Origin of the sequence: Streptomyces sp. SID5464 (genome assembly GCF_009862985.1) — a bacterium.
In the GTDB taxonomy this organism is placed as follows: Bacteria; Actinomycetota; Actinomycetes; order Streptomycetales; family Streptomycetaceae; genus Streptomyces; species Streptomyces chartreusis_D.
In genome coordinates, this window is the sequence record NZ_WWIQ01000059.1 from 24,124 (window position 1) to 44,913 (window position 20,790).

Annotated in this window: 23 protein-coding genes; 11 read left to right on the plus strand and 12 right to left on the minus strand. The window is 72.3% G+C overall.

The window, feature by feature from the left end:
- Positions 1 to 31: 31 nt before the first annotated feature.
- Positions 32 to 277, plus strand: a complete 246-nt coding sequence (locus GTY47_RS28645; RefSeq protein WP_010043586.1) for a hypothetical protein — start codon at positions 32 to 34, stop codon at positions 275 to 277.
- A 24-nt stretch (positions 278 to 301) separates the two neighbouring features.
- On the opposite strand, the gene GTY47_RS28650 is transcribed toward GTY47_RS28645, so the two are convergent.
- From GTY47_RS28650 to egtA, 5 genes are all read right to left on the minus strand, one after another.
- A complete protein-coding gene (locus GTY47_RS28650; RefSeq protein ID WP_010043589.1) occupies positions 302 to 517 on the minus strand; it encodes a dodecin in 216 nt (71 codons plus the stop codon).
- 113 nt (positions 518 to 630) lie between these two features.
- Positions 631 to 1,593 carry an L-histidine N(alpha)-methyltransferase gene (gene egtD / locus GTY47_RS28655; protein WP_010043592.1) on the minus strand — a complete coding sequence of 321 codons (963 nt, stop codon included), beginning with the start codon at positions 1,591 to 1,593 and terminating at the stop codon, positions 631 to 633.
- Positions 1,590 to 2,381, minus strand: coding sequence for an ergothioneine biosynthesis protein EgtC (egtC, locus tag GTY47_RS28660; protein WP_010043595.1), 792 nt, complete (start codon positions 2,379 to 2,381; stop codon positions 1,590 to 1,592). The genes egtD and egtC overlap by 4 nt, the downstream gene beginning before the upstream one ends.
- Positions 2,381 to 3,718 carry an ergothioneine biosynthesis protein EgtB gene (gene egtB, locus GTY47_RS28665; RefSeq protein ID WP_010043597.1) on the minus strand — a complete coding sequence of 446 codons (1,338 nt, stop codon included), beginning with the start codon at positions 3,716 to 3,718 and terminating at the stop codon, positions 2,381 to 2,383. Before egtB ends, egtC begins: the two co-directional genes overlap by 1 nt.
- Positions 3,715 to 5,016: an ergothioneine biosynthesis glutamate--cysteine ligase EgtA gene (gene egtA, locus GTY47_RS28670; RefSeq protein ID WP_010043599.1), complete on the minus strand. Its 1,302-nt coding sequence runs from the start codon at positions 5,014 to 5,016 to the stop codon at positions 3,715 to 3,717. The genes egtB and egtA overlap by 4 nt, the downstream gene beginning before the upstream one ends.
- A 291-nt stretch (positions 5,017 to 5,307) precedes the next feature.
- Here egtA and GTY47_RS28675 point away from each other — a divergent pair, with 291 nt between their 5' ends.
- Positions 5,308 to 6,153, plus strand: coding sequence for a TIGR02452 family protein (locus GTY47_RS28675; protein ID WP_010043606.1), 846 nt, complete (start codon positions 5,308 to 5,310; stop codon positions 6,151 to 6,153).
- Here GTY47_RS28675 and GTY47_RS28680 read toward each other — a convergent pair.
- Both GTY47_RS28680 and GTY47_RS28685 read right to left on the minus strand, forming a co-directional pair.
- Positions 6,107 to 6,553, minus strand: a complete 447-nt coding sequence (locus GTY47_RS28680) for a type II toxin-antitoxin system PemK/MazF family toxin (RefSeq protein WP_010043609.1) — start codon at positions 6,551 to 6,553, stop codon at positions 6,107 to 6,109. The genes GTY47_RS28675 and GTY47_RS28680 overlap by 47 nt on opposite strands.
- A gap of 73 nt (positions 6,554 to 6,626) precedes the next feature.
- Entirely contained in the window at positions 6,627 to 8,051 is a 1,425-nt protein-coding gene (locus tag GTY47_RS28685; RefSeq protein ID WP_010043612.1) for an amidase, read from the minus strand.
- Between the two features lie 240 nt (positions 8,052 to 8,291).
- On the opposite strand from GTY47_RS28685, the gene GTY47_RS28690 reads away from it, so the two are divergent.
- From GTY47_RS28690 to GTY47_RS28705, 4 genes are all read left to right on the plus strand, one after another.
- Positions 8,292 to 9,680: a glycoside hydrolase family 43 protein gene (locus GTY47_RS28690; RefSeq protein ID WP_010043613.1), complete on the plus strand. Its 1,389-nt coding sequence runs from the start codon at positions 8,292 to 8,294 to the stop codon at positions 9,678 to 9,680.
- A gap of 347 nt (positions 9,681 to 10,027) precedes the next feature.
- Positions 10,028 to 10,543: a hypothetical protein gene (locus GTY47_RS28695; RefSeq protein ID WP_158688439.1), complete on the plus strand. Its 516-nt coding sequence runs from the start codon at positions 10,028 to 10,030 to the stop codon at positions 10,541 to 10,543.
- Positions 10,540 to 10,905, plus strand: a complete 366-nt coding sequence (locus tag GTY47_RS28700) for a MerR family transcriptional regulator (RefSeq protein ID WP_029181430.1) — start codon at positions 10,540 to 10,542, stop codon at positions 10,903 to 10,905. The genes GTY47_RS28695 and GTY47_RS28700 overlap by 4 nt, the downstream gene beginning before the upstream one ends.
- A gap of 46 nt (positions 10,906 to 10,951) precedes the next feature.
- Entirely contained in the window at positions 10,952 to 11,968 is a 1,017-nt protein-coding gene (locus GTY47_RS28705; RefSeq protein ID WP_010043619.1) for an NADPH:quinone oxidoreductase family protein, read from the plus strand.
- A 51-nt stretch (positions 11,969 to 12,019) separates the two neighbouring features.
- Here the strand turns inward: GTY47_RS28705 and GTY47_RS28710 are convergent, their stop codons facing one another.
- On the minus strand, positions 12,020 to 12,931 hold the full coding sequence (locus tag GTY47_RS28710; RefSeq protein ID WP_010043621.1) for an alpha/beta fold hydrolase: 912 nt from the start codon (positions 12,929 to 12,931) through the stop codon (positions 12,020 to 12,022).
- A 132-nt stretch (positions 12,932 to 13,063) separates the two neighbouring features.
- Between GTY47_RS28710 and GTY47_RS28715 the strand changes: the two genes are divergently transcribed.
- Entirely contained in the window at positions 13,064 to 13,681 is a 618-nt protein-coding gene (locus tag GTY47_RS28715; RefSeq protein WP_010043622.1) for a TetR/AcrR family transcriptional regulator, read from the plus strand.
- 94 nt (positions 13,682 to 13,775) lie between these two features.
- Here the strand turns inward: GTY47_RS28715 and GTY47_RS28720 are convergent, their stop codons facing one another.
- From GTY47_RS28720 to GTY47_RS28735, 4 genes are all read right to left on the minus strand, one after another.
- Entirely contained in the window at positions 13,776 to 14,345 is a 570-nt protein-coding gene (locus GTY47_RS28720; protein WP_010043624.1) for a hypothetical protein, read from the minus strand.
- A 113-nt stretch (positions 14,346 to 14,458) separates the two neighbouring features.
- Positions 14,459 to 15,274: a rod shape-determining protein gene (locus tag GTY47_RS28725; protein WP_010043625.1), complete on the minus strand. Its 816-nt coding sequence runs from the start codon at positions 15,272 to 15,274 to the stop codon at positions 14,459 to 14,461.
- Positions 15,271 to 15,645 carry a TraR/DksA C4-type zinc finger protein gene (locus GTY47_RS28730; protein ID WP_010043626.1) on the minus strand — a complete coding sequence of 125 codons (375 nt, stop codon included), beginning with the start codon at positions 15,643 to 15,645 and terminating at the stop codon, positions 15,271 to 15,273. Before GTY47_RS28730 ends, GTY47_RS28725 begins: the two co-directional genes overlap by 4 nt.
- 46 nt (positions 15,646 to 15,691) lie before the next feature.
- Positions 15,692 to 16,006 carry a TraR/DksA C4-type zinc finger protein gene (locus GTY47_RS28735; protein ID WP_010043627.1) on the minus strand — a complete coding sequence of 105 codons (315 nt, stop codon included), beginning with the start codon at positions 16,004 to 16,006 and terminating at the stop codon, positions 15,692 to 15,694.
- Between the two features lie 311 nt (positions 16,007 to 16,317).
- On the opposite strand from GTY47_RS28735, the gene GTY47_RS28740 reads away from it, so the two are divergent.
- The 4 genes from GTY47_RS28740 to secD all read left to right on the plus strand — a co-directional run bounded on the left by GTY47_RS28740 (position 16,318) and on the right by secD (position 20,781).
- Positions 16,318 to 17,271, plus strand: coding sequence for a sensor histidine kinase (locus GTY47_RS28740; protein WP_010043628.1), 954 nt, complete (start codon positions 16,318 to 16,320; stop codon positions 17,269 to 17,271).
- 2 nt (positions 17,272 to 17,273) lie between these two features.
- Complete coding sequence (locus GTY47_RS28745; protein ID WP_010043629.1) at positions 17,274 to 17,957, plus strand: response regulator transcription factor; 684 nt, start codon at positions 17,274 to 17,276, stop codon at positions 17,955 to 17,957.
- 62 nt (positions 17,958 to 18,019) lie between these two features.
- A complete protein-coding gene (locus GTY47_RS28750) occupies positions 18,020 to 18,451 on the plus strand; it encodes a hypothetical protein (RefSeq protein ID WP_010043631.1) in 432 nt (143 codons plus the stop codon).
- Between the two features lie 74 nt (positions 18,452 to 18,525).
- Positions 18,526 to 20,781 (plus strand): protein translocase subunit SecD, encoded by a 2,256-nt coding sequence (gene secD / locus GTY47_RS28755; RefSeq protein ID WP_010043635.1) that lies wholly within the window; start codon positions 18,526 to 18,528, stop codon positions 20,779 to 20,781.
- The last annotated feature ends 9 nt before the right edge of the window (positions 20,782 to 20,790 follow it).

Sequence of the window (20,790 nt, forward strand, 5' to 3'; positions counted from 1 at the left end):
GGACAGCGCACTCGGACATACGGGGGATGCCATGAAGGGAAGTCGTGGGGGCGCGCTCGCGGCAGCGGCGCTCGTCGGCGCCGTGCTGCTCACCGGCTGCGCGAAGCCCGACCGGAGCGAGATCGTCACGTGGACCGACGAACACGGCCGGGCCTGCACGGGCGTGGCGATCGTCGACTCGGAGGACGGCGACCGGGAGGTGAGCAGCATCGACTGCGACTACCCGCCGGAGGGCAAGCAGCCGGGCCGTTCCACCTCGGCACCGCTGCCGGACTGAGTAGGCCGTTCGGAGGACGGCGGACTACTCGGCGTCCTCCAGCCGGAAGCCGACCTTCAGCTCCACCTGCCAGTGCGCGATCTGCCCGTCCTCGAGCCGTCCGCGCACCTCCGTCACCTCGAACCAGTCCAGGTTGCGCAGGGTCGCTGAGGCCCGGCCGATGCCGTTGCGGATGGCCTGGTCGACGCCGTCGGGGGAGGTGCCGACGATCTCCGTGACCCGGTAGGTGTGGTTCGACATGCCGCTGCTCCTCTTCAGTGACGGGTGTCACACGTCACTCCACCGTGCCCCAAGCGGCGACGAAGCGCGAGACGTCGTCTCCCGCCCCGCCGCCGTCCAGGGGCACGGGGACGTCAGCGCACCACGCTCAGCGACAGCGCGAACCGGCCCGCGCCGTCCGTCCACCAGTGGGCCAGATCCAGCCCCGCGGCGAACAGTTCGCTCCGCAGACCCTCCTGCCGGAACTTCGCCGACACCTCGGTGCGCAACTCCTCGCCCGCCGCGAAGTCGACGGCGAGGTCGAGCGCCGGCACCTTCACGGTCTGCGCCGTAGCGGAGCGCAGCCGCATCTCGATCCACTCGTGCTCGGCGTCCCACAGCGCCACGTGGTCGAACGCGGCGGGCTCGAAGTCGGCGCCGAGCTCGCGGTTGATCACGGTGAGCACGTTCTTGTTGAACGCGGCCGTCACCCCGGCCGCGTCGTCGTACGCCCGGACCAGCACCTCCTCGTCCTTGACCAGGTCCGTGCCCAGCAGCAGGGCGTCGCCCGGTGCGAGCAGGGCCCGCACGTTCGCCAGGAACGCGGCGCGCTCGGCGGGCAGCAGGTTGCCGACCGTGCCGCCGAGGAACGCCACCAGCCGCGGCCCCGGCGTGTCGGGCAGCGTCAGCTCCGCGGTGAAGTCGGCGATCAGCGCGTGCACGTCGAGACCCGGCCGCTCGGCGGCGAGCGCCTGCCCGGCCTGGGTGAGCGCGCTCCCGCTGACGTCGACGGGGACGTACGTGTGCAGGTCCGTCAGGGCGTCGAGCAGATGCCGCGTCTTCTCCGACGAGCCGGAGCCCAGCTCGACCAGCGTGCGGGCATGGGTCGCCGCGGCGATGTCGCCGGAGCGCGCCACGAGGATTTCCCGTTCGGCGCGCGTCGGGTAGTACTCGGGCAGTTCGGTGATCTTCTCGAACAGGTCGCTGCCGTGGGCGTCGTAGAACCACTTCGGCGGCAGCGTCTTGGGACGGTCGGTCAGACCCCGGTGGACGTCGGCGCGCAGCGCGGCGTCCGTGGCGTCCTCGGGCAGGGTGCGGGTGAGGTGGAACGGGCTCACGTACGGGGCTCCTCGGGAGATGCGGGCACGAAGGCGTCGGCCGGCTCCTTCAGCGGTGTGAGCAGCACGTCCGTGCGGCTCGCCGCGAGCAGGGTGCGGTCGGGAACCTCCTGCCAGTGCGGATCGTCGTCGTAGGGCTCGGAGGCCACGGCGGTGCCGCCGCCGGGCCGGGTGAGATACCAGAGGGTGTCGCCCCAGGCGGTCGCCGTGATGGTGTCGCCGTCGGTGAGCAGGAGGTTGAGCCGGGAACCGGGCGCGGCGGCGGCGACCTCCAGGACCGTGTCGGCCAGCGCCTGGCCCTGCTCGTCGCCGCTCCGCAACCGGGCCAGGACCAGGGCCCACACGAGCGCCGAGTCGTTGCGGGCCTCCAGCGACAGGAGGTCCTCCGGGGGCAGGGTGCGGGACACCGGCGCGAGCGAGCCGGGCCAGCCCTTGACCGCCCCGTTGTGGCTGAACAGCCAGGTCCCCGCGGCGAACGGCGCCGCCGCGGCCTCCGCGTCCGCGCCCGACAGCGTCGCGTCCCGCACCGCGGCGAGCAGTGCGGTGGACCGTACGACTCGGGCGAGATCGGCGAACGACAGGTCCGCCCAGATCGGCCCCGCTCGGCGGTAGCGGGCCGGCACCGGGTCGCCCTCGGCGTACCAGCCCACGCCGAAACCGTCGGCGTTGACCGTGCCGTACCGCTGTCGCCGGGGCGCCCAAGACTGCCGGTACAGTCCGTGCGGGGGTTCCACGAGGAACCGGCCGAGCGGCTCCGCCGGTCCCACGTACGCCACATGACGGCACATCAGACATCCTCCGAGCGGGCCGTGCGGAACCCGGAGAAGATCTGCCGCCGGATCGGGTAGTCCCAGTTGCGGAACGTGCCCCGGCAGGCCACCGCGTCCACGGCGAACGAACCGCCGCGCAGCACCTTGTGGTCGGACCCGAAGAAGACCTCCGAGTACTCCTTGTACGGGAACGCCCTGAACCCCGGGTACGGCAGGAAGTCGCTCGCCGTCCACTCCCACACGTCGCCGATCAACTGCCGTACCCCGAGCGATGACTCGCCGGCCGGGTAGCTCCCGGCGGGCGCCGGACGCAGGTGCCGCTGGCCGAGGTTGGCGTGCTCGGGGCCCGGGTCGGCGTCGCCCCACGGGTAGCGCATGGAGCGGTCGCCGGCCGGGTCGTACCGGGCCGCCTTCTCCCACTCGGCCTCCGTGGGCAGCCGGCGTCCCGCCCAGCGGGCGTAGGCGTCGGCCTCGTACCAGCACACGTGCAGCACCGGCTCGTCCGGCGGGACGACCTCGGTGACGCCGAAGCGCCGCCGCAGCCACTGCCTGCCGTCCCGTCGCCAGAACAGCGGGGCCGAGATGGAGTTCCGGCGGATGTGGGCCCAGCCGTCCGCGGTCCACCAGCGCGGGTCGTCGTAGCCGCCGTCCTCGATGAACGCCTGGTACGCGCCGTTCGTCACCGGCGTGGTGTCGATCCGGAAGGGCGCCACCTCGCGCCGGTGCGCGGGCCGTTCGTTGTCCAGGGCCCACGGCTCGTCGGAGGTGCCCATGGTGAACGGGCCGCCGGGGACGAGGACTTCGGACGGACCGGTGAACAGCGGTACCGGATCGGGGTCGGGCGCCGTCAGGGCCTGCGGTCCCCTGCGTAGCTGATGGGTGATCAGCATGGTCTCGTCGTGCTGCTGTTCGTGCTGTGCGATCATCCCGAAGGCGAACCCGGCCTCCGTCAGCCGCGTCCCGTGGAACGCGGCCTTCTCCAGCACGTCCAGGGCACGGCCGCGCACGTCGGCCGCGTACGTGCGGGCCTCGGCGGGCGACAGCAGGGGCAGCTTCGGCCGCTCGGCCCGCGGATGCTCGAACGCGTCGTAGAGGCCGTCGATCTCGGGCCGTATCGCCTCGTGCCCGGCGACGGCCCGCAGCAGCCACTGCTCCTCCTGGTTGCCGATGTGCGCCAGGTCCCACACGAGCGGCGACATCAGCGGCGAGTGCTGTGCGGTCAGGTCGGGGTCCTCGACGCAGCTCGTCAGCAGGGTGGTGCGGTCGCGGGCGACGACCAGCGAGGCGACCGCGCGCTCGCGCAGGATCTCGGGGTCGGTGGTATCGGTGTCGACAGCGGGGCTGGTGTCGGTCATGGGCGCAGGTCCTTCCCGTGGGCGCGACCGTCCGTGCCGCGCTGTCGGTCGAGCAGGTCGTCGGCGGGGCAGCGGCCCAGGACGACATGGCGGTCCAGGTAGGCCGTGACGGCCTCGATGACCTCGGGCGCGGCGCCGAGCCGGGGCAGGGCGTCCAGCGCGGCCGTGAAGCACGTGACGGCCACCTCGCGCAGTTCGGCGTCGGCCAGACCGCTGCGGGCCGCGTCGACCCACAGCGGGTTGTGCGGCGCGGGCATCCCGAGTGTGCGCTCGGCCAGCGGCTTCACGGTCCGGTAGGCGGTCTCGGCGGCCTCCGGGTCGTCGAACAGCGCCGCGGTCACGGCCAGCGGCACGATCCAGCCGTCGTCACCGGGCTGCGCGTCGATCATGCGCAGTTCGAGGTGGCCGCGCGGCCTGACCGGCGGGAACAGCGTCGTGACGTGGTAGTCGAGGTCCTCCCGCGTCGGCGGCCGGGGGACGCCGGTGCGGATCCACTCGCGGAAGGTGAGCCCCTCCGGGACGTCCCAGGGCCCGGCGTCGCGCCGTACGCACATCACGGGGGAGTCCAGCACGTGCCGGGCCCAGGCGCCGCGCGGGTCGGCGTCCAGGGGCGGTCCGCCCGCCCGGCCGGCGCCGATCCGGGTCCACATCAGCTGCCGGGTGGACAGCCAGCCGGTCGGGCGGTGACCGGCGAGCGGGGAGTTGGCGAACGCGGCCACCAGGACCGCGCCGAGGTGATGGGCCAGCCACCAGCGTCGCACATGGCCGAGAGGCCCCGGCTCCTCGTGGCCGGCGTCCACGCACACCTGCACGGAGGCCGAGGCACACATCATGGCGCGGCCGGAGGGGCCGGTGCGGTCGAGGCAGGTCTCCATGGCGTCGTAGCGCGGTTCGCGCAGGAACCGGCGGGGCTCGTGCCAGGGGTCGTGGCCGAGGCCGACCAGCGTGAGGCCGTTGTCGCGCAGGACCGCGCGGACGGCGTCGAGGTCGGCGGAGACGGTGGCGATGACTTCCGTCAGCGAGGCGGCGGGGGGCGAGCTCAGCTCCAGCTGGCCGCCGGGCTCCACGGTGAGCGCCGACCTCAGGGACAGGGGCCGCAGTGCGGCGTAGGCCGCGTCGAGTCGTTCGGGTGTGACGGGGAGCTGCGGTGCGCGCAGCTCGTGGACGAGCCATTCCACCTCGACGCCGAGGCGGCGCGGCGGGCCGGTCTTGAAACAGATGCCGCGGACGAGCGCCTCGACCTCGGCTTCGGACAGTGAGGTGCGTGGCCGGGTACAGCCACCTACCGATTCGGACATGTAGGGATCCTCCTGAGATTCCACCATGCCACCGGTCCGGGCTCTTCGGCGGCCCGGGCCGGGATCACTCGTCCCACCCAAGTCCCTCGTGTCGCTCGGCACAAGGGGGCGTACCGGGGCGTTCCGGGGCGGTCATCGGGACCGGACGGGCGTTTCCCGGCGCTTTCCCCGGTGTTCTCCGGTGGCGAAAACTCCGTTGCACCGCACGGTCGGCATCACCGACCATGCCTGCGTGAGCACGACAAGACGGACCGCGCGGCACGCGGTCACGGCGCACACGGGGGTGGCGCCGTGAGCGCGCGCCTGCGCGGTGTCGCCCAGCAGACCGAGCAGATCGTGGCGGCCGGCGCCTACCGGGCGCCGGACGGGCGCGAGGTGTCCATCGCGGCCGAGCTCCGGGCCGCCCGCGAGGGCACGCGCATGTACGGCCCGGAACCGGTGCCGGTGCCCTCCACTCGGGTGACCGGGACACGGGTCGAGGTCACGGGCGAGAGCAGCCTGGAGGCGGCCCGCCGGCTCGGCGGGAACGTGGCCGTACTGAACTTCGCCTCGGCCCGCAACCCAGGCGGCGGCTACCTGAACGGCGCCCAGGCCCAGGAAGAGGCCCTGTGCCGGGCCTCGGCGCTGTACACCTGTCTGCTCCGGGCCCGCCCGTTCTACGACCACCACCGGGCCCACCGCGACCCGTTCTACACGGACCGTGTCATCCACTCACCCGCCGTGCCCGTCTTCCGGGACGACCGGGGCCGCCTGCTGGACGAGCCGTACACCGCGGGCTTCCTGACCTCGGCGGCGCCCAACGCGGGCGTGGTGCTCCGCACGGCACCCGAACGAGCCCCGGAACTGCCGCGGGCCCTCGCCGTCCGCGCCGAACGGGTCCTGGAGACGGCCGCCGCCCACGGCTACCGGCACCTGGTGCTGGGCGCCTGGGGATGCGGCGTCTTCCGCAACGACCCGGCGCAGGTCGCCGGGGCGTTCCGGGCGTTGCTGGCACCCGGCGGGCGCTTCACGGGGGCCTTCGAGCACGTGGTGTTCGGGGTGCTGGACCGGACGCCGGACGGAGCGGTGCGGGGCGCCTTCGAGAAGGCCTTCAGCTCCAGCCGTAGCGCTCCCGCAGCCGGTGCCGGACGAGGTTGAACCGCATACGGTCCAGGGCGCAGGCCTCCCGGCGCATGCCGTCCTCGTGCAGCCGCAGGACCCGGTCCACGTCCACCCACGACTCGCGGCCCGACCGGTCCCAGGGTCCGCTGCCGATCGGCACCCACTCCCGATCGCCGTCATGCCGCTTGCTGGACAACTGCACGGCGAGGAACGTCCCCGACGGCTCGCGGGCGACCACGAGCACCGGGCGGTCCTTGCCGCGCCCGTCGTTCTCCTCGAAGGGAACCCACGTCCAGACGATCTCGCCGGGGTCGGGGTCGCCGTCGTGCGCGGGCGAGTACTCGGTGCGCACCCGGCCCACCTCGCGCGGATCGGCCTGGGTGGTGGCGGAGGGGCCGGAGCGGCCCGGGACGTCCTCATCGGTAAACGCGGTCACGGGGGCACCCTAGGGGGTGTTGCCATGAGCCCGGCCACCGACCGGTCCGCCGTGCGGAGCCGCGTACGGTCGCTCAGGCGGCAGCGGAACGTTCCGTGACCGGCGGCGCCGGCCACTTCTCGTGCCAGCGCAGCTCCGCCTCCAACTGCGCGGCCACCTGCACCAGGAGCGGTTCGCTGTTCGCCGGGCCGAGCAACTGGGCCCCGACGGGCAGACCGTCCGCCGTGAAACCGGCGGGCACGTTGACGCCGGGCCAGCCCAGCACGTTCCACGGCCAGGCGTACGGGCAGGCGGCGATCATCGCCCGGTCGGTGGCGAAACCGCTGAGTTCCAGCAGGGCGCCGATCCGGGGCGGGGGAGCGGCGGTGGTGGGCGCGAGGACGACGTCGTACGAGGTGAAGAATCCGCCGATACGACGGTGCAGGGCGGTCTCCGCCCGCCGGGCGGCCCGCAGCGGCGCCCCGCCGAGCAGCCGCCCGAGCCGGGCCGCTCCCAGGGTGCGCCGGTCCAGCAGTGCCGGGAAGGGCGCCTCGGCCACCCGCTCGGCGATCCCGGCCGTCGCGCGCGGCACGAAGGTCAGCCCGATCTGCCCGTACGGCGGGTCCGCCTCCTCGACCGTGTGCCCCGACGCCGCCAGTCGCTCGGCGAGTTCGACGACCCGGGTCCGCACCTGAGGCAGGAGCCGGGCGGGCACGGCCGTGAACGGCGGCTTGAGGGCGAGCGCGATGCGCAGCCGCCCGGGGTCGCGGCCGACGGCCGCCGACGCGTCCACGGCCGGGGGCCGGTGCGGGTCCTGCGCGTGGTTGCCGCTCGCCGCGTCCAGCAGCAGGGCCGCGTCGGCGACCGTGCGGGCGAGGGTGCCGTTGACGGTGATGCCCTGGAAGGACTCGCCGCGCGGCCAGGTGGAGACTCGGCCGCGCTGCGGCTTGATGCCGACCAGATGGGTCCACGCGGCCGGGATCCGCACCGAACCGGCGCCGTCCGAGCCGAGCGCGGCGGGCACCAGACCGGCCGCGACCGCGGCGGCCGAGCCGCCCGAGGAACCACCCGGTGTGTGGGCCGTGCTCCACGGATTGCGGGTCGCGCCGAAGGCCGGCCCCTCGGTGAAGGGCCACTGCCCGAACTCACAGGTGTTGGTCTTGCCGACGATCACGGCCCCGGCCGCGCGCAGCCGCCGTACCGCCTCGCCGTCCTCGGCGACCGGCGGGAACTCCCCGCAGCAGCCGAAGGCGGTCGGCTCGCCGGCCACGTCCATGTCGTCCTTCACCGCCACGGGCACCCCGAGCAGCGGCTTGCGCACGCCCGCGGCGAGCTCCCGGTCGGCGGCCTCGGCCTCGGCGAGCGCGGCCTCGGCCCGGACGATCCGGAAGGCGTTGATGCTGCCCTGCGTCGCCTCGATCCGCGCCAGCGTCCGCTCGACAAGCGCCCGGGACGTCACGTCCCCGGCGGCCAGCGCACGGGCGGTCTCCACCAGGCCTGCGGCACGGTCGAGCGTCATACGGACACCTCCGGAAGCAACCTCTCTACCGAACGGTAACGTCCGATGGCCGGTGGTGGAACGTCGACGGCAGTTGTGGAAATTCACCCATCGGCCACATCTTCCTCACTGGGCTCATTCGCTCATGTTCAAACCATTGACGCCTCTCGGCCTCGCCCTTACTTTCTGAGCCCCCACTTCTGATCGAATTTCCGAACCTTGTTCGGTATATCGATCCCTGTGTCTCAGGGAGAGCCGCCCGTGACCTCACGCCCCGTCGCCCCGTCCCGCCGTACGCTGCTGCGCGCCCTGGCCGCCCTGCCCGCCTCAGCGGTGCTGCTGGGCGAGGCGCCCGGACTGCTCGGCAGCGCCCTGGCCGCCGCACCGCCGAACGGTTCCGCCACCCGGTACACGATCGTGCCGTTCCTCAACAGCAACGACGGCACGGTCAACGTCTACCAGTCGGACGACGCCACCGACTTCCGGCTGCTGCGCTCCTCCGCGTACACGCCGCCGGCGGGCCGGATCCGCGACGCGAGCGTCATCAGACACACCGACGGCTACTACTACGTCACCTACACCACGCGCACCTGGCAGGACACCAGCAGGACCATCGGCTTCGCCCGCAGCTCCGACCGCGTCAACTGGACGTTCCTGTACGACTACACCGTGCCCGTCACCAACCTCTCCCGCGCCTGGGCGCCCGAGTGGTTCGTCGACAGCGACGGCAGCGTCAGCATCATCGTCTCGTGCTCCACCACGAACGACGAGTGGATCTTCACGCCGTATCTGCTACGGGCCACCAACTCCGCCCTGACCGCGTGGAGTCCACCCGTGGCGCTCGCGGGCATCGGCGCCAACCACATCGACACGTTCATCGTGAAGATCGGCTCGACGTACCACGCCTTCCCGAAGAACGAGACGACGAAGTACATCGAGTACGCCACCGCCTCGAACCTCACCGGCCCTTACACGATCCGCAGGACGGGCGACTGGGCGGGCTGGGGCAGCTACCGCGAGGGCCCGGCGCTGGTGCGGCTCGACAACGGCGGCTGGCGCATCTTCTTCGACGGCTACGGCGACGGCACGTACTACTACAGCGACAGCTACGACACGTTCGCCACCTGGTCCGCACCGGCCGCGCTCCCCGGGATCTCCGGCACGGCACGGCACTTCACGGTCGTCAAGGAGACGGTCGCCGGCGGCCCGAGCCTCGCCCGGAACACCACCCGCTCCTTCCGGTCGGCCAACTACTCGACCCGCTACTGGCAGCAGCAGTCCTCGCTCCTCAACCTGCCCGTGGTCAGCGCCTCCAGCACCACCGCCGAGAAGCAGGCCGCCACCTTCACGGTCGTCGCCGGGCTGGCCGACGCGAGCGGCTACTCCTTCCGCGACACGGCCGGCAACTACCTGCGCCACTGGGACTTCCGCGCCCGCTTCGACCCGAACGACGGCACCAGCACGTTCGCCAAGGACGCCACGTTCATCCTCCGGACCGGCACGGCATCCGGCTCCGTCCGCTTCGAGTCGTACAACTACCCCGGGTACTACCTGCGCCACTACGCTTACCAGCTCCGCGTGGAACGCCCGGACGGCACGGACCTGTTCCGCCAGGACAGTTCGTTCGTGCCGGTGACGGCTTGGGCATGATCGGCACTGCTGCTGACCTGGGCAATTGGGCCGGGGTTGCGGAATGCGCACCAGGTCCACAACCCGGAGCCGGCGGTATGGCGTAAAGACGCCGCAGGTTTGGTTCGGGCGCGGTGGGCCGGCGAGCGCTGGGGCCTCGGCGTATGGACGGCGGATCGGAAAGGGACCCGAGCCGGGATCCAGCGGAACCGCGAAGGCGTCCTGTTCTCCAACGGCTTGATGGAGGGCACATGCAGGATGATCCAGGCCGGCGCACGCGCGTCCGACCGGCGCGGCGACGCTCCACGCCGATCCAGACGCCGGCTCGGCCGCAGAGGGACCCCGGATGGTGGCGCCGCATCCCCTGGGTGCACATCGGCGCCGTTCTGGGCGCGCTGGCTGCTGTGGGCGGTCTCGTCCTGACCGGCATCGCCACCTACTGGGGCACGGCGACAGCCCGTGACCAGCTTGACCAGTCACGCAAGGAAGCCCTGGACGAGAGTCGTAAGCAGGCAGAACGCATCTGGTCATGGGGACAGTGGCATGGGAGTTTCTGCGTGCCATCGGACGAGGAGGACTCCCCGGCCGACAAGCCGAGCGCCACCCCGTGCGATGACCGCCGGATCGAAGTGGCCAATCGCTCAGCGGATCCGGTGTACGGCGTGTGGGTGCGGTTCTGGGTGGACCAAGACCGACCCGATGATGACGTGTACTTGAAGACCGGTGACATGGGTCCCTGTACCGAGGTGGCGTATCGACCCGGCGACCTGTATCGAGACGCGCCACACCGCACAGGGCCGCACGAGCGGTGGCGGCGGCAACGTGACCATCACGGCACACCGCCGGAAGGTCGCGGTGCTCCCGGGCGTTGCCTCCAAGTATGAAGATCGGTGAAGCTTCCAGAGTCAGCGGCGTGAGTGCGCGGTCGTTGCGGCACTACGAGGATGAGGGCCTGATCGTCCCTGGCCGATCTAGCAATGGGTTCCGCGACTACTGCCAGTCCACGATCGACCGGGTGCTCGTCATCCGCTCGCTGCTGGAATCCGGACTGCCCGTGCGGTTGATCAGGGAAGTTCTGCCCCGCCTCACGGATGAACCCGACGTCGGTACGGATGTGGTGTGCGCGGAGTTCTTACACGAGGTGCAGGGCTATCGCGATCGACTCGCGGCACGCATCGCCGTTCTCAGCGATCAGCAGGCGGCCCTCGACGCATACCTTCAGGAGGCCCGCCGCGCTGATCCGTGAGCGCCGCTTGACCTTGACGCAAGTGTGAGGTTCCTAGGTTCGGTGCATGGAGATCGACGAGCAGCGGCACACCGCCGAGCAGACGGTACGAGCACTGGTCCAGCAGTCGCACCTGGGACCGAAGGATCTGACCCTCACGACCGGACATCGCCGCCCCGTCCCGAGGTCCGGCGAGTACCTGATCCGCGTCGGCGCCGCCGGGGTCAACTTCGCCGACGTCATGCAGACCCATGGAACTTACGGAGGAGGCCCGCAGGCGCCCTACGTGGCAGGTTTCGAAGCCGCCGGCGAGATCGTGGGTGTCGGCCCGGACGTCGAGAGTCCGCTTCAGCTCGGCACCCACGTCGTCGGAGCCGGGCCCGGCGCCTTCGCGCAGTACATGACGATGCCCGCCGCGGGTGTACTTCCCGTGCCTTCCGGCTGGAGCGACGCCGAAGCGCTCGGCCTGGTACTGAACTGGGCGACCGCTTTGGCGGCACTGAAGCCGTTGGGCGAGATCAAGACGGGTGAGGTGGTGCTCATTCACGCTGCGGCCGGGGGCGTGGGGCAGGCCGCTGTCCGTCTCGCCCGCCACTACGGTGCACGCGTGATCGCCACGGCGTCACCGGCCAAGCACGACACGGTCAAAGCGCTCGGCGCCGACGAGGTCCTGGACAGCCGGCACCCCGATCTGGCGGCGGAGATCACCCGCCTGACCGGCGGGGTCGACCTGGTCCTGGAATCGGTGGGACAGGCCACGTTCGAGGCCAGCCTGTCGGTCACCAAACCCTTCACCGGACGTGTCGTCGTGTTCGGCGCCGCCTCCGGAGACGCCACTCTGACCACGCACGACCTGATCTTCACCCATCAGGTCCAGGTCAAGGGTCTGCACATCGGTGCGCTGGCGGACGCGGCCCCGTCCCTCTACCGGTCGCTGCTCGTCGAGATCGAGGCACTCATCGCCCACGGCGTGTACCCGCCCGGCGTCCCGCACGTGCGTCCCCTGGCCGAAGGGCCGGCAGTGCTCCAGCAACTCGAAGCGGGCCAGACCCATGGCAAGCTCGCCCTCGATCCCTGGCGATAGGAACACCCCTGGTTCACCGCAACGCTGCGGACAAGGACGTGGAGGGCGTGGTCAGTCGGCGGAGGCCATGAAGTTCAGCATCCGGCGGTTGATCTCCTCCGAGTGGTCGATCTGCGGCCCGTGGCCCGTGTCGGAGATGATCTCGGCCCGCGCGCCGGGGATCAGGCGCGGTACGCGCTCCACCTGCCGCTGCGGGTGCACGAGGAGGCTTCGTTTGCCGAGCACCACATAGAGCGGGGTCCGGATGGTGGACAGCTCCTCCTCGGACAGGGGAAGGGGCGCCGGGCGGCGTATGCGGTAGGCGCGAACGGCCGTTCTGATCATCGTGCGCAGCTCCGGCATGACGAGGACCGGCTGTTCCAGCCAGGCCGCCAGCCGCGGGCGGAACGCCTTGGGCGCGAAGGTCGCGAAGAAACCGGCGAAGATCCAGACGAAGAAGCGCAGGCCCACCTTCTCCAGACCGCCGGGGTCGAGCAGCGTGACCGAGGCGAGGCGGCCGGGCCTGCGATGCGCCTGGTTCAGCGCGAGCCACCCGCCGTAGGACGTGCCGACGAGGTGTACGCGGTCGAGGCCGAGTCCGGCGAGTGTCTCGTCCAGCCACTGTGCGGCGTGCTCGGGGTCGTGGATCGGCTCGCGCTGCACGCTGCGGCCGGGGTCCCCCGGGGTGTCGATCGCGTAGACCGGGCGGTCGGCGCTGAGGGCGGGGGTGTTCGGGTACCACATGGCGGAGCAGGAGCCCGCACCGTGTACGAGGACGACCGGGGTGCGGTTCCGGGCCGCCTCGCTCGCGGGGCCGTAGCGGTAGACGTGGGTCGTGGCGAAGGACGTCTCCACGTCCTCTTCCGCGAGCGCGGCCGCTCCCAGTGCGTAGACCGCATCGCAGGCCGCGAAGTAGCGCTCGCGCCAGGCATCGCTGACGTAGCGGCCGACATCGGCCTGGGTGCGGGCAGCGGTCTCGGGCATGGCCACCTCCGGCGTCTCGGTTTTGTGATACGACCGTACCATGAACTTGGTACGGTCGTATCATCAAGAGGTCCCAGGGAGCCACGGAGGCCCGCGGGCCCACTGCACCAACGACGAGCGGAGAACCGGCCGATGCCCAAGCGCGTGGACCACGCAGAACGGCGCACCGAGATCGCCGAGGCGCTCGTCCGGGTCGCCGGACGGCGCGGGCTGCATGCCGTGGGGATGCGCGATGTGGCGGCGGAGGCGGGCGTATCGCTGCGGCTCGTGCAGTACTACTTCCAGACCAAGGAGAAGCTGCTGCTCTTCGGTCTCGAGCATCTGGCGGAGAGATTCGGGGAGCGGGTCTCCGCCCGGGTGCGGGCCGCCGGGGAACGCCCTGGTCCGCGCGCGATGGTCGAGGCGCTGCTGATGGCCGCGCTGCCGACGGACGACGAGAGCCGCACCTTCCACCACCTCTACACGTCGTACGCCGTGCTGTCCGTGAACGACCCGGCGCTCGCGGCCCAGCCCTTCATCAGGAACCCTGATGCCGCCGAAGACGCCCTGACCGAACTCCTCCGGCAGGCCCAGGAGGAAGCTCTCCTCGAGCCCGGTGTGGACGCGCGGTTGGAGGCGGCCGGCCTGCTCGCCATGTCCGCGGGACTCGGCACCGGCATCCTGGTCGGCCAACGCAGCCCGGAGTCCGCCACGGCAGTCCTGGAGCACCATCTGGACCGGATCTTCCGCACCGACGACGCGGCTGGTTGAAGGGAGGACCGTTGACGGCGGCTGGTTGACAGGCGGCTGCCGGGGGCGGCCGCACCGCCTCGCCGAGCTGGTGCGGGCAGTCGTGAAGTCCGACTCACGGCGATGTGGTCCAGCGGGGCGATGTTTCGGCCCAGGCCGTGCCCCATGCGGCGAGGTTGCGGCGCTGGATGACGTGGGCGGCTGCGCCGTAGACGGCGGCTGCGGTGGCGTGGACGCCCAGGCCGGTGATGAGGGCCCAGCCCATGGCGCGGCTGCGGATCTGGCCGGGGCTCAGGGGCGGATCGGTGATCTTTCCGTCGGTGTCGGCCCATACGCGGACCGTGCTGCCCCTGGGCAGTGCGGGCTCGACATCGGTCTTGGCCGTGCGGGTGCGCCCGTCGGGGTCGGTGAAGCGGACCTTCGTCGGGTAGCGGGTCTTCCTCGCCTCGACGGAGCCGGGTTCGGGGTGGCGCCGGGCGTCCTCGACGAGGATCGCCGTGGTGTGGTGGCGGGTGGCGGTCTGGTACTGGGCGGTACGGGTGTAGTGGCGGTGGGCGGTGTCACCGGCCAGGAACATGGCCGCGGGAGTGGCTGCGAGCACGGCCAGCAGCAGGCCGAGGCCGATCCACGCCTGGACCAGGTCACTGGCGCGGCGCAGGGGATTGCGCCGCAGCCGCCAGAACATGACCCGGGGCAGTTCCGACGGAGGCGATGGTGGGGGCGACGGTTGCGGCGATGGTGGGCGCATGTGGCCGGGCACGACTCCTCCTCTCGGCGACGGCGCAGCGGAGGCCCGGTCTAGTAGGACTGCGCGGCGGGCGGGCCCGAGGTGGAGGGGTGGGAGTGGGCGGCTCGCAGGAGCTTGGCCGCGCCGCGGACGGCCGCGGTGTGCGGGGCCGGGACCACACGCAGCGGCGCGTGCAGCCGGCCGGTGAGGTGATGCGTGATCTCCGGACGCAGGGCACCCCCGCCCGCCAGGAGGATGCCGCGCTGCACGGCGTCGACGGTCAGCGACGTGTGGTCCTGGCGGAGCATCGCGGTCAGCATCCGCGCCACCGCCTCGGAGATCTGCTCCGGCGTGGTCGACTCGCCCAGGTCGCTGGTGCCCAGGGCGGTGCGGCGTGCGTCGGTGACGGCACCGTCGCACAGCAGCACCACCTCGGTGAGGTGGGCGCCGATGTCCACCACCATCAGCGGTCGGGACAGGTCCGCGCCGGCGGCCAGGGCGATACCCCGGGCGCTGGGCACGGTCAGGACGCTGCGCGGCCGCAGCACGTCGACGGCTGCGCGCGCCCGGCTGCGGTACGAGACGCCGTCCAGGACGGGAGCGGTGACGATGACCATGGGGCGCGGCAGGCGGGGCAGGCGGTGGCCGAGCAGGCGTTGCAGCATCCGGGCGCATCCCGGGGTGTCGATGATGGCGCCGCGCTGGATGGGATACACCGCGCCGGTACCGGGGAAGGTCACGGTGGGCACGTCGACGACCACGCCTCTGCCGTCGATCCAGGCCCGGGTGCGGGCGCTGCCCATGTCCAGGGCGATGCCGCAGCAGCGCCGGCACAGCGGCCAGGGCCGGTGCCGGGCAGCGTCGGGCAGGTGGTGGGCGCCGGTCATGGGATCGCCTCCTTGACCTGCTGGCAGCGGGAGCAGTAGCGGGCCTGCGGCACGATCATCAGCCGCTGCCGGTCGATCGGGCGCCGGCACAGGTGGCAGGTGCCGTAGGAGCCCTCGTTCATGCGGGTGAGGGCCGCCTCGACGTCGGCGAGGACCATACGGGCGGACGCCGCGAGCTTGATGCGGACCTCCACCTGCGCGGCGGCCTGCCGCTGGAGCCGGTCCTCGGCACGGGACGTGGCGGGTCCGGCGAGCTGACGCAGTTGCTCTTGGCGGAACGAGCGCTGCTCGTGCAGGTTTTCGCGCAGCGCGGCGAGGTCTTCGGCCGACAGGTGGGTCGTGCTCTCGCCGATGGTCTGGTGGGTCACCACGTCACCCCTTTTGAGGCAGGGCGTAGGAGGTCGGAACGGACGTCGGTCAGGCGGCGCGGCGCTGGCAGGCGACGCAGTAGCGGGTGTAGGGGAGGATCTCCAGGCGTTCCGCGGGGACGGGTTTGGCACAGCCCAGGCAGGTTCCGTAGGTGCCGTCCTCGATGCGGGCGAAGGCTTCCTCGATCTCTTTGAGGACCCGCTCCATCGCGGTCTTCTGGACGGCCAGCAGGTGGTCGTCGTCCGTGCTGGGCACGGTCTCGTCGAGGGCCTGCAACTGCGCCAGCCGTGAGGCGCGGGCGTGCTCCAGGCGCTGACGGGCGTCGTGAAGGTGGGGCTCGGCCCGGGAGACATCGAGCGACATGGTCGGTCCCTTCTCGGCGGCGTGGGCGCCATACCTGGGTGGTTCGGGTGTTTCCCACCCTGGCCGGGCCGGTGGCGGATACCTATCGGGCGCGTGGCCCATTTACGCCGGGGCAGGGGATCCATCCGGCCGTGCCATGGGTGCTGGGGGCCCGGGGAAATGGGGGCCGGGCCCCATCGACGGGGTACTCGGGACCGGGCAGGCTGGCCGGAGGCGCATTCGAGCAGCCCGGCATCGTGAACGCGGTGGGGCCGCCTGCGGCCCGATGATGGAGGTGAACCGAGGTTTTCCAGGAGAGAGGCGGAGGGCCGGTGTCGTTGTTCTGGCGGATCTTCGCCCTCAACGCCGTGGTGCTGGGCGCGGCCACGGCCCTGCTGCTGTGGGCCCCGGTGACCGTCTCCGTGCCCGTTCTGCTGACCGAGGCGATCATCCTCGTCGGGGGCTTGGTCGTCATGCTGGTCGCCAACGCCGCGCTGCTCCGGCTCGGCCTGGCCCCGCTGGGCCGGCTCACGAAGCTGATGACCACCGTGGACCTGCTGCGTCCCGGCCAGCGCCTGCCCGCTTCCGGCGGCGGCGAGATCACCGAGGTGATCCGTACGTTCAACGCCATGCTGGAGCGGCTGGAACACGAGAGGGCCACCAGCAGTGCCCGGGCCCTGCTGGCCCAGGAGGCCGAACGGCGCCGCATCGCGCAGGAGCTCCACGACGAGGTCGGCCAGAGCATGACCGCGATCCTGCTGGAGCTCAAGCGCGCCTCGGACGAGGCACCGCCGCCGCTGCGCGAGCAGTTGCACGAGGTGCAGGAGATCACCCGGGAGAGCCTGGACGAGGTCCGCCGCCTGGCCCGCAGGCTCCGGCCCGGAGTGCTGGACGACCTGGGGCTGGTCAGCGCGCTGATCTCGCTCACCGAGGACTTCGCCACCCACACGGGGTTGCAGGTCACCCGCCGACTCGACGCCGACCTGCCGGTCCTGGAACCGGAGACGGAACTGGTCCTGTACCGCGTCGCCCAGGAGTCGATGACCAACGTCGCCCGGCACGCGGACGCCACACAGGTCACCGTCGCCCTGCGGCACACCGACGACCGCGTGGTGCTGGCCGTCACCGACGACGGCTGCGGCGTCGAGGCCCCCAGAGAAGGCGCCGGCATCCGCGGCATGCGCGAGCGGGCCCTGCTCATCGGCGGCAGCCTCGAGATCACCACGGCACCCGACTCCGGCACCCGGGTCCAGCTCACCGCGCCCGTATCCAGGAAGCAGCCCTGACCATGCACGAAGCGATCACGACCGCCGCGACGGGGACGAGCACGATCCGCATCCTGCTCGCCGACGACCATGCGCTGGTGCGCCGCGGGGTGCGGCTCATCCTCGACCGGGAACCAGACCTCGAAGTGGTCGCGGAGGCCGGTGACGGCGCCGAGGCCATCGAGATGGCCCGCACCCGCGAAGTCGACCTGGCCGTGCTGGACATCGCCATGCCGCGTCTGACCGGCCTCCAGGCCGCCCGCGAACTGGCCGCCCTCAAGCCGGGCCTGCGGATCATGATGCTCACGATGCACGACAACGAGCAGTACTTCTTCCAGGCCCTGAAGGCCGGCGCCAACGGATACGTACTGAAGTCCGTCGCCGACCGGGACCTGGTCGCCGCCTGCCGGGCAGCGATGCGGGACGAGCCCTTCCTCTATCCCGGCGCGGTCACCGCCCTGATCCGCAACTACCTCGACCGGGCCCGCCACGGCGAGGAGACGCCCGACCAGATCCTCACCCCCCGGGAGGAAGAGGTCCTCAAGCTGGTGGCCGAGGGGCACTCGTCCAAGGAGATCGCCGACCTGCTGTTCATCAGCATCAAGACCGTCCAGCGGCACCGCGCCAACCTGCTCCAGAAACTCGGCCTGCGCGACCGCCTGGAACTGACCCGGTACGCCATCCGCGCCGGCCTGATCGAAGCCTGAGCCGCCGGCCCGCACGCCGCACCACGAGCCGGGACGACGACGAGATGAAAGGGGGACGGTGCATGCACCGCACCGCGCGCACCGCCCCCGGTACCAGCAGCGCCCGGCCCCGCGTCGCGGTCCTCGCGATCCTCGCGGCAGTCCTGCTGGTGCTGCCGGCCGCGCTCGGCATCGCCGGTCCGCCGCCCGGTACGACGGGCGAGCCCGTGACCGGCGCGGTGGCAGCGGTCGGCCGGCACGGGGACACCGGGCCGCGCGCCGACGACGGATGCCACAGCGACACCGCCTGCGCCGTCCGGGCGGCACCCCGCCAGGAGCCGCACAGCGAGCACCCCGCCCCGCGCGGACACCTCGCCACCTGCGGCCGCGGCACTGACATCACCCCGGCCGACGGCGCCGCGCGGCGCCCGGCACCGGCCGCGCACGTCCCCTCCTCGGATGCTCACGCACCCCGTGACCGGGGCCGAGCGCCCCCTGCGACCTCCGGCATCTGACACCCCCTTTCCCTCTCCCCGACAGCATCCCGGCCACGCCCGCGTGGCTGTGGTGCGCCTGCCGGAGGCCCTCGTTGAACCGTTCCCTGCGCGTGCGGGCGCTGCTCGCCCTCGCCGTGCTCGCCCTCGCCCTCTACATCGCCGTCACCGTGCCGGTCCGCCTCGGACTCGACCTGCGCGGTGGCACGCAGCTCGTGCTGGAGACCCGCTCCACCCCCACCACCGACACCGGCCGTGAGGCCACCGACCGCACCCTGGAGGTGCTGCGCGGACGTATCGACGGGCTCGGCGTCGCCGAACCCACCCTCGTCCGCTCCGGCGAGAACCGGATCATCGTCGAACTGCCCGGTGTGCAGGACCCGAAGCGGGCGGCCGACGTGCTGGGGCGTACCGCGCAGCTCGCCTTCCACCCGGTGCTCGGCACCGCCGACAGCACCGAGGAGGCCTCCCGGCCGCTGCCGAAGCGGCCCCGGGAACACGTCCTGCCCGACGAGTCCGGCACTCCGCTGCGCCTCGGGGCCGCGGCCCTGACCGGCGCGGACGTCAAGGAGGCCGCCGCCCGGTTCGACCAGCAGGGCGGCGCGGGATGGCACGTCACCGTCGACTTCGAGGGTGACGGCCGCGCCGGCTGGGCCCGGCTGACCGGCGAGGCCGCCTGTCACCCGGCGGGCGACCCGGCGCGGCGGGTGGCCATCGTCCTCGACGACAAGGTCATCTCTTCGCCGCAGGTCGACCCGTCCGTCGGCTGCCGGACCGGCATCCGCGACGGTGCCACACAGATCACGGGCTCCTTCGGCCCCGAGGAGGCGCGCGAACTCTCCCTGCTCGTCAACGGCGGGGCCCTGCCCGTGCCCGTCGAGACCGTCGAGCAGCGCACCGTCGGCCCGACCCTCGGAGCGCAGGCCATCACCGCGAGCGCCTGGGCGGCGGCCATCGGCACCGCGCTGACGTCACTGTTCATCATCGGCGTCTACCGGCTGATGGGCGTACTGGCCGCTGTCGGCCTGCTCTGCTACGGCCTCGTCTCCTACGCCGCCCTCGCCGCGCTCGGAGCCACCCTGACCCTGCCGGGCCTCGCCGGTTTCGTCCTGGCGATCGGCATGGCCGTGGACGCCAACGTGCTGGTCTTCGAACGGGCCCGCGAGGAGTACGCGGCCCGCCGCCGGCCCAGTACGCGTTCGGCACTGTCGGCCGGGTTCCGCAACGCCTTCAGCGCGATCGCCGACTCCAACATCACCACGCTCATCGCGGCCGCCCTGCTGTTCTTCCTCGCCTCCGGGCCGGTGCGGGGCTTCGGCGTCACGCTGGGCATCGGTGTGCTCGCCTCCATGTTCAGCGCCCTGGTGATCACCCGCGTGCTCGCCGAGGTCGCCGTGAGCCGTCCCCGGGTGCGCCGCCGTCCCCGGCTCACCGGCATCGCCACCACCGGTGCGGTCCGCGACCACCTCACCCGCCGCAGCCCCCGGTTGATGCGCCGGCCACACCGCTGGCTGGCCGTGTCGGCCGCCGCGCTGGTCCTGGCCGGTTCGGGCATCGCGGTGCGCGGCATCGACCTCGGTGTGGAGTTCACCGGTGGCCGCCTGATCGAGTACGCCACCACCGGTCCGGTCGATCCCGACCGGGTACGCACCGCCCTCGCCGACGCCGGATTCCCGCGGGCCGTCGTACAGTCCTCCGGAGGAACGGGCCTGACCGTGCGTACCGATCCGCTGACCAACGCCGAGGAGACCGAGGTCACCGGTACCGTCCGCGACCTCGCGGGCCGGGCGGACAAGGTCCGCGACGAACTGGTCGGCCCCAGCCTGGGCGAGGAGCTGCGCCGGGGTGCCCTGATCGCGCTCGCCGTGGCTCTGGGCGCCCAGTTCGTCTACCTCGCGGCACGCTTCCGGTGGGTGTTCGGCACGGCGGCGGTCGTCGCGCTCGCCCACGACGTGGTGATCCTCGTCGGCGTCTTCGCCTGGCTCGGCAGGCCCGTCGACGGGGTGTTCCTGGCGGCCCTGCTCACCGTCATCGGGTACTCGGTCAACGACTCGGTCGTGCTCTTCGACCGCGTCAGGGAACTCGCCCGCAGGACTCCCGGGACCGCGCTGCCCGACATCACCGACCGGGCCATCGTGCAGACCCTGCCCCGGACCGTGAACACGGGCATGGGCGCCGCGTTCATCCTCACCGCCCTCGCCGTGCTCGGCGGGTCCTCGCTCACCGACTTCGCCCTGGCCCTGCTCATCGGCCTCGTGGTCGGTACGTACTCCTCCGTCCTCACCGCCGCTCCCGTCGCGATCCGGCTCCACGACCGCTCCCGGCCTCGGCAGCCGTCCGGCCGCACCTGACCCGGCCGG